Source organism: Kitasatospora phosalacinea, from assembly GCF_000717185.1.
Taxonomy (GTDB): domain Bacteria; phylum Actinomycetota; class Actinomycetes; order Streptomycetales; family Streptomycetaceae; genus Kitasatospora; species Kitasatospora phosalacinea_A.
On record NZ_JNYE01000095.1, the window covers coordinates 23,455 to 30,870 of the forward strand.

Here is a 7,416-nt window from a genome sequence, read left to right on the forward strand (position 1 = left end):
GCCGCGCGTGGGGTGGATCACGGCGGGGTCACGGCTCGAAGCGGTACCCCATGCCCGGTTCGGTGATGAAGTGCCGGGGGTGCGAGGGGTCCGCCTCCAGCTTGCGGCGCAGCTGCGCCAGGTAGACCCGCAGGTAGTTGGTCTCCTTGCGGTAGGCCGGCCCCCACACCTCCTGGAGCAGCTGGGTCTGGCTGACCAGCCGCCCGGAGTTGCGCACCAGCACCTCCAGCAGGTGCCACTCGGTGGGGGTGAGCCGGACGTCCGCGCCCTGCCGGTTGACCTTCTTCGCGGCCAGGTCGACGGTGAAGCCCTCGGTGGCGACCACCGGCTCGCCCTCGGCGGCGACCGGTTCGGCCCGGCGCACCGCGGCCCGCATCCGGGCCAGCAGCTCGTCCATGCCGAACGGCTTGGTGACGTAGTCGTCGGCCCCGGCGTCCAGCGCCTCGACCTTCTCGTCGGAGGCGTGCCGGGCGGACAGCACGATGATCGGCACCCTGGTCCAGCCGCGCAGGCCGCGGATCACCTCGACGCCGTCCATGTCGGGCAGGCCCAGGTCGAGGACGACCACGTCGGGGTGGCGGGCGGCGGCCAGTTCCAGGGCGCTCGCGCCGTCGTGCGCGGAGTCCACCTCGTACTTGCGGGCCTTGAGGTTGATCACCAGGGCGCGGACGATCTGCGGTTCGTCGTCCACCACCAGGACCCGGGTCATGCGGGACCGGCCTTTCGTTGGTCTCGTTCGTCGCGTTCGGCTCGTTCGTCGCGTTCGGCTCGTTCGCCGGCGGGGTGTGCGGGGGCGACGGCGGGCAGCGAGACCACCACGGTCAGTCCGCCGCCGGGGGTGTCCTCGGCGGTGACGGTGCCGTCCATCGCCTCGGCGAAGCCGCGGGCCACCGCCAGGCCGAGGCCGACCCCGGCGCCGCGCGGGGCGTCGCCGTGGCGCTGGAACGGGGCGAAGATCCGCTCCCGGGCCTCCTCGGGGACGCCGGGGCCGCGGTCGACCACCCGCAGTTCGACCCGCCCGGTGCGCTCCAGCAGGTCCGCCTTCACCAGGACGGGTGAACCGGGCGGGCCGTACTTGACGGCGTTCTCCACCAGGTTGGCCAGCACCCGCTCCAGCAGCCCCGCGTCGGCCCGCACCATCGGCAGCGACTCCGCCACGTCGAGGCGCACGCTGCCCGGCGGGACGCCGCCGAGCACGAACGGCACCACCTCGTCCAGGTCCGTGGGCTGCAGCAGCGGGGTGACCGTGCCGGTCTGCAGGCGGCTCATGTCCAGCAGGTTGTTGATCAGGTGGTCGAGCCGGTCCGCGCCGGACTCGATCCCGGCCAGCAGCTCGGCCTCGTCCTCCTCGTCCCACTCGACGTCCTCGGCGCGCAGCGAGGAGACCGCGGCCTTGATCCCGGCCAGCGGGGTGCGCAGGTCGTGCGAGACGGCGGCCAGCAGCGCGGTGCGGATCCGGTTGCCCTCGGCCTCCCGGCGGGCCGCGACCGCCTCCCCGGCCAGTCGGCGGTGCTCCAGCAGGACGGCGGCCTGGTTGGCGAACGCGCCAAGCATCCGCCGGTCCTCGGCGGGCAGCACCCGGCCGCGCAGCACCAGCGCCAGGCGCTCGCCGACCGGGACGTCCACGTCGGCCTGCTCCGGCCCGGCGGGCGGCCGCGGCCCGACCGCGGCCGCGGCGTGCCAGGTGCCGTGCGCGCCCTGGGCGTCCGCGCGTTCCAGCAGCGCCACCGCCTCCTGCTGGAAGGTCTCCCGGACCTGCTCCAGCAGCGCCGTCAGCACCCCCTCGCCGGTCGGCGCGCCGCGCAGCACCGTGCCCGCCAGCGCGGACAGCGTCTGCGCCTCGGCCTGGGCGCGGGCCGCGACGTGGCTGCGCCGGGCGGCCAGGTCGACCACGGTGGCGACCGCGATGCCGACCGCGGCGAAGATCGCCACCGCGACGATGTTCTCCGGCTGGGCGATGGTGAAGGTGTGCACGGGGGGCGCGAAGTAGTAGTTGAGCGCCGAGGAGGAGACCAGCGCCGAGGCGACCGCCGGGTACAGGCCGCCGACCAGCGCCGCGCACACCGTCAGCGACAGGAACAGCAGCATGTCGGTGGAGAGCCCCGGCCCGCTGAACCCGGTCAGCAGCAGCGCCAGCAGCGGCGGCCCGGCCACGCCGATCGCCCAGCCCGCGACCGTCCTGGTCCGGCCCAGGTCGGTCACCCGGCGGATCGGGATCCGGCCGCGGCCGCGCGCCGCGTGCTCGTGGTTGACCATGTGGACGTCGATGTCCCCGGAGTCCCGGGTCACCGCGTAGCCGACGCCCGGCCCGTACACGTACTGCCAGACCCTGCGGCGGCTGGTGCCGATCACGATCTGGGTGGCGTTGACGCCGCGCGCGAAGTCCAGCAGCCCGGCCGCCGGGTCGTCGCCGAGCACCGGGTGGAAGCTGCCGCCCAGGCTCTCCACGAGGGCGCGCTGCTCGATCAGCGCCCGCGGGGAGGAGCCGGACAGGCCGTCGGAGCGCGAGATGTGCACCGCCAGCAGCTCGCCCGCGCTGTTGCGGGCCGCGATCCGGGCCGCCCGGCGGATCAGCGTGGCCCCCTCCGGGCCGCCGGTCAGGCCGACCACGATCCGCTCCCGGGCCTGCCAGGTGCCCTGGATGCCCTGCTCGGCCCGGTAGCGCTGCAGGTACTCGTCGACCCGGTCGGCCGTCCACAGCAGCGCCAGCTCGCGCAGCGCGGTCAGGTTGCCGGGCCGGAAGTAGTGCGCGAGCGCCGCGTCCACCTTCTCCGGCGCGTACACGTTGCCGTGCGCCAGGCGGCGGCGCAGCGCCTGCGGGGACATGTCGACCAGCTCGATCTGCTCGGCCCGGCGCACCACCTCGTCCGGGACGGTCTCCCGCTGCCGGACGCCGGTGATGCCCTCGACCACGTCCCCCAGCGACTCCAGGTGCTGGACGTTGACGGTGGAGACCACGTCGATCCCGGCGGCCAGCAGCTCCTCCACGTCCTGCCAGCGCTTGGCGTTGCGCGAGCCGGGGACGTTGGTGTGGGCGAGCTCGTCGACCAGCGCGACCGCCGGGTCCCGGGCCAGCACCGCGTCCAGGTCCAGCTCGGTGAACTCGGCGCCGCGGTGGAGCACCGTCCGGCGCGGGACGGTCTCCAGGCCGTCCAGCAGCTCGGCGGTGCGGGCCCGGCCGTGGGTCTCCACGAGGGCGACCACCACTTCCGCGCCGCGGTCGATCCGGCGGTGCGCCTCGGCCAGCATCGCGTAGGTCTTGCCGACGCCCGGGGCCGCCCCGAGGTAGATCCGCAGCCTGCCGCGGGCCGTGTGCACCATGGCTCAGAGACTACGACCCAAAATCGCACCATCCGCTGATCGGACGACCCTCGGGGGAGAATTGTCGAATCCTTGACGCCCCTCCACGGCCCCGCCCCCGCCACGGGCCCGCCCCGGAGCTGATCGGTCGGAGCTGATCGGTCGGAGCTGATCGGTCCGGGCGACCCCACACGGCCGCCCGGACCGCCCGCCGACTACTCGACGATCCTGCCGTCCCGCAGCTCCACGACCCGGTCGGCCAGTTCCATCAGCTGCGGGTCGTGCGTGGCCACCAGCGCCGTCACGCCCTCGCTGCGCACCACCGCCCGCAGCAACTGCATGATCGCCAACCCGGTGTCCGAGTCCAGCTGGCCGGTCGGCTCGTCCGCGATCAGCAGCGCCGGCTCGTTCGCCAACGCCCGCGCCACCGCCACCCGCTGCTGCTGGCCGCCCGACAGCTCGGTCGGCCGCTGCTCCGCGTGCTCCGCCAGTCCCACCATCGCCAGCAGCGTCCGGACCCGCTCCTCGCGCTCCTTCACCGCCACCTTGCGCAGCCGCATCGGCACCCCGACGTTCTCCGCCGCCGTCAGCACCGAGATCAGGCCGAACGACTGGAACACGAAGCCGATCCGGTCCCGCCGCAGCTCCAACCGGCCCGACTCGTCCAGCCCCGCCAGGTCCGTCCCGGCGATGCTGATCTTCCCCGCGGACGGCGTGTCCAGCCCGCCCACCAGGTTCAGCAGCGTCGTCTTGCCCGAGCCCGACCGGCCCCGCAGCGCCGTCAGCTCCCCGGCCCGCGCCGTGAACGACACCCCGCGCACCGCGTGCACCGCCCGGTCGCCCTCACCGAACGTCCGGTGCACGTCCTCCACGACCACCATCGCGTCGCCGCTCACCCGCGCACCTCTTCCTCGGCCCGCCACACCCCGATGTGGTCCTCTTCCAACGCCAACCGCACCCAGCGGCTGAGCTGCAGCGCCTCCGTGAAGTCCGGCGGCAGCTGCAACCGGCCCACCCGGTCCAGCACCGCGTACTCCACCCCCGGCTCGCCCCGCTCGGGACGCAGCACCTCCGTCGAGGTCCGCCCGTTGCGGATCCGCACCGTCCGGCGCACTTCCTGCGCCACCATAAGGTCATGGGTGACGATCAGCACCGTCACCCCCAGCTCCTCGTTCACCGACCGCAGCGCCGCGAAGATCTCCTCGCTGGTCGCGCTGTCCAGCTCACCCGTCGGCTCGTCCGCCAGCAGCAGCGCCGGGGAGTTCGCGTTAGCCACCGCGATCGCCACCCGCTGCTGCTCGCCGCCCGACATCTCCGCCGGACGACGGCCCGCCAGGTGCCCGATCCCCAGCAGCTCCAGCAGCTCCCCCGCCTGCCGCCGCCGGTCGCCCCGCGGCACGCCCGCGTACCCCATCGGCAGCATCACGTTCTCCGCCGCCGTCAGGTACGGCAGCAGGTTGCGCGCCGTCTGCTGCCAGACGAACCCGACCGTCCGGCGCCGGAACTCCAGCCGCTCGCGCTTGCCCATCGCCAGCAGGTCGTGCCCCGCCACCCGGGCACTGCCCGCCGTCGGCACGTCCAGCCCCGCGAGGATGCCCAGCAGCGTCGACTTCCCCGAACCCGAGGCGCCGACCACCGCGATCAGCTCGCCGTCCTCCACCACCAGGTCCAGCCCCTGCAGGGCCTGCACCTCAACCCCCTCGGAACGGTGGATGCGCACCAGGTTCTCGCACACCACCATGCCCTCCGCGGGCGGCGGCCCCTCCCCGGACGCGCGCCTGCGCAACTCCTCGAGATCCGGCACGGCCTCCACACCCACGGCCTCGACCCCCACGCCATTCCCCTCCGGCCCGAGCCGCACGGCTCGCCAAGGCCTGTCGAACCGGGCCTACGCCGGACGGCCGGTCGGGGCAGTCCCCTGTTCTGCCCCGACCGACCGACCCGGCCCTCCCCCGTTGACCGACGCCCACACGACGACGGTCTCAACACTCCAACGCCGCCCGGAGCAGTCAGGTTGCATCGGATTCCGAACTTTTTTCGAAACCCGCGCTCCCGTCCGGACCCCGGCTCAGCCGGTCGACGAACCCACTGGCGAACCCACCGGCGAACCCACCGGGGAGCCGACCCGCGAACCGGTCGGGGCGCCGACCGGGGAACCCGACGCCGACGGCACCCCCAACGCCAGGAACTCCGCCGCCGCCACCAGGAACGGATCCGACAGCCCCGCCTCCGGCACCACCCCGCCCCCGCTCCGCCGCACCGTCAGCACCGCCACCACCGACCCGCTGACGTGCACCGCGACCTCCTCCGCGGACACCCCCGCCTGCCGCGCCCCCAACGCCACCGCGCCGATCCCCTGGTCCTCCACCGTCCACCCCGCCCCCGGCCCCGGCCCCGGCCCCACGCAGCCCCCGCCCGACAGCAGCCGGGCCCCCGCGGCCTTCGCCGCACCCGGCGCCCCGAAGTCCAGCACGTACTGGTGCGCCGTCGCCTCCTCCGCGTCCTCCCCGTCCGACCCGTCCGTGTACGCCTCGCCCCACGCCCGCACCGCCCCCATCCGCGCCACCAGCCCCGACACGCAACCGTTCGCGAACTCCTCCCCCGGCAACGACGGCGCGGTCGAAGCCCCGGACGCGGAGGCCGCTGCTGACGCGGAGGCCGAGGTGGACGAGGAGGCCGAGGTGAACGGGGACGCGGACGGGAGCGGGGACTGGGACTGGGACTGGGACTGGGACTGGGACTGGGACACGCTCGGCGACGGCGTCACCGCTGTCCACGGCCCGTACCCGCCCAGCACACTCGGCATCCGTCGCACCTCCAGCACCAGCGCCCGCACCTCCGGCCCCGCCGAATCCAACGGCAGCAGCTCCCACGCCCGCGCCGGCCCCGTGGCACTCGCCGTCGGCCCCACCAGGAGCGAGGGCACCGGAGAGGACGCCCACGTCATCGAGGGCTTCGGCCGCGGCACCGCCGACTGCTCCACCGGCACCCCCGCCGCCCCGTGCCTCGGCTGCAGCGGCACCACCGACGCCACCGTCCACAGCGCCGCAGTACCCAGCACCCCCACCCCGGCCACCGCACCCACCCGGCGCCGCTGCCGACGCCTCGCCCCGCGCCGCACCACCTCGGCACTGTCCGGCGCCGGAACTCCCGACGCCACCTCGCGCCGCAGCCCGTTGAACATCGCCTCCAACCGGGCAGCACCGATCGCCGGACGGTCCTCCGCCTCGTCCACCTCCGGAACCTCAGGCCTAGACATGCGACCCGCAGTCCTCCGCCACCCACACCTGATTCTCCGTCAACTCCACGTCCACCGGCCCCCGTTCCGCACTGCTTCCCCCCGTCGTCCGCTGCACCCCCGCCCCCTGCGCCTCACCCGCGGCAGCCACCCGAACCGGCCGCAGCGGGGCGACCACCGGCTCCTCGGCGACCGCCGCCGACTCTTCCCCCAACAGCACCGCCAACGCCTGCCGCCCCCGGTGCAGCCGCGCCTTCACCGTTCCCACCGGCACCCCTTCGTCCGCGGCGATCTCCGCCACCGAACGCCCGCCCATGTGGTGCCACACCAACGCCGACCGCTGCGCCTCCGGCAACCGCCGCAACGCCTCCACCAACGCCACCGTCTCCGGCCCCGGCCCCGGAACCGGCGACTGCTGCCCGTCCCCGTGCCGGATCCAGCTCTGCAACGCCGTCCGGGCCCGCCGCCACCGACTGATCGCGATCCGCTGCCCCGTCAACCGGACCCAAGCCACCGGATTCTCGTGCGACACCAGCCGCCCCCAGTGGTTCCACGCCCGCACGAACGCCTCCTGGGCGGCGTCCTGCGCCTCACCCAGATCCCCCGTCAGCGCGTACAGGTGCGCCACCAGTTGCCCGTACGCAGCCTCGTAGAACACCCGAAAGTCGCCGTCGCCCTGACCGGCTCTACCACCGGCCCCCTCGTCCCGCTCCACGACCATGACGCCACAGTGTGCCGCGCACCGCCCGACCCGGCAACACCGGCCCTCACCCCGAGTTCCGCTCCGGCCCGGAAACGCGAGAAAGCCCCCTGACATCCCGTCAGGGGGCTTTCTCTGAATGATTGTTCGGCGGCGTCCTACTCTCCCACAGGGTCCC

At 74.5% G+C, this 7,416-nt stretch carries 6 protein-coding genes; all 6 read right to left on the reverse strand.

The window, feature by feature from the left end:
• Positions 1-28: 28 nt before the first annotated feature.
• Positions 29-709: a response regulator gene (locus OO57_RS30585; protein ID WP_033255969.1), complete on the reverse strand. Its 681-nt coding sequence runs from the start codon at positions 707-709 to the stop codon at positions 29-31.
• On the reverse strand, positions 706-3,321 hold the full coding sequence (locus OO57_RS30590; RefSeq protein WP_033255970.1) for a sensor histidine kinase: 2,616 nt from the start codon (positions 3,319-3,321) through the stop codon (positions 706-708). The genes OO57_RS30585 and OO57_RS30590 overlap by 4 nt, the downstream gene beginning before the upstream one ends.
• Positions 3,322-3,515: 194 nt before the next feature.
• Positions 3,516-4,181: an ABC transporter ATP-binding protein gene (locus tag OO57_RS30595; protein ID WP_234337575.1), complete on the reverse strand. Its 666-nt coding sequence runs from the start codon at positions 4,179-4,181 to the stop codon at positions 3,516-3,518.
• A gap of 11 nt (positions 4,182-4,192) precedes the next feature.
• Entirely contained in the window at positions 4,193-5,113 is a 921-nt protein-coding gene (locus OO57_RS30600; protein ID WP_418909925.1) for an ABC transporter ATP-binding protein, read from the reverse strand.
• Positions 5,114-5,368: 255 nt separating this feature from the next.
• Positions 5,369-6,559, reverse strand: coding sequence for a hypothetical protein (locus OO57_RS30605; protein ID WP_033255973.1), 1,191 nt, complete (start codon positions 6,557-6,559; stop codon positions 5,369-5,371).
• Positions 6,552-7,259, reverse strand: coding sequence for a SigE family RNA polymerase sigma factor (locus OO57_RS30610; RefSeq protein ID WP_063737676.1), 708 nt, complete (start codon positions 7,257-7,259; stop codon positions 6,552-6,554). Before OO57_RS30610 ends, OO57_RS30605 begins: the two co-directional genes overlap by 8 nt.
• Positions 7,260-7,416 lie beyond the last annotated feature (157 nt).

Bases quoted from the DNA above. Each gene is read 5' to 3' on its own strand.
- OO57_RS30585 (WP_033255969.1), bottom strand. From the start codon at position 709: ATGACCCGGGTCCTGGTGGTGGACGACGAACCGCAGATCGTCCGCGCC.
- OO57_RS30590 (WP_033255970.1), bottom strand. From the start codon at position 3,321: ATGGTGCACACGGCCCGCGGCAGGCTGCGGATCTACCTCGGGGCGGCC.
- OO57_RS30595 (WP_234337575.1), bottom strand. From the start codon at position 4,181: ATGGTGGTCGTGGAGGACGTGCACCGGACGTTCGGTGAGGGCGACCGG.
- OO57_RS30605 (WP_033255973.1), bottom strand. From the start codon at position 6,559: ATGTCTAGGCCTGAGGTTCCGGAGGTGGACGAGGCGGAGGACCGTCCG.
- OO57_RS30610 (WP_063737676.1), bottom strand. From the start codon at position 7,259: ATGGTCGTGGAGCGGGACGAGGGGGCCGGTGGTAGAGCCGGTCAGGGC.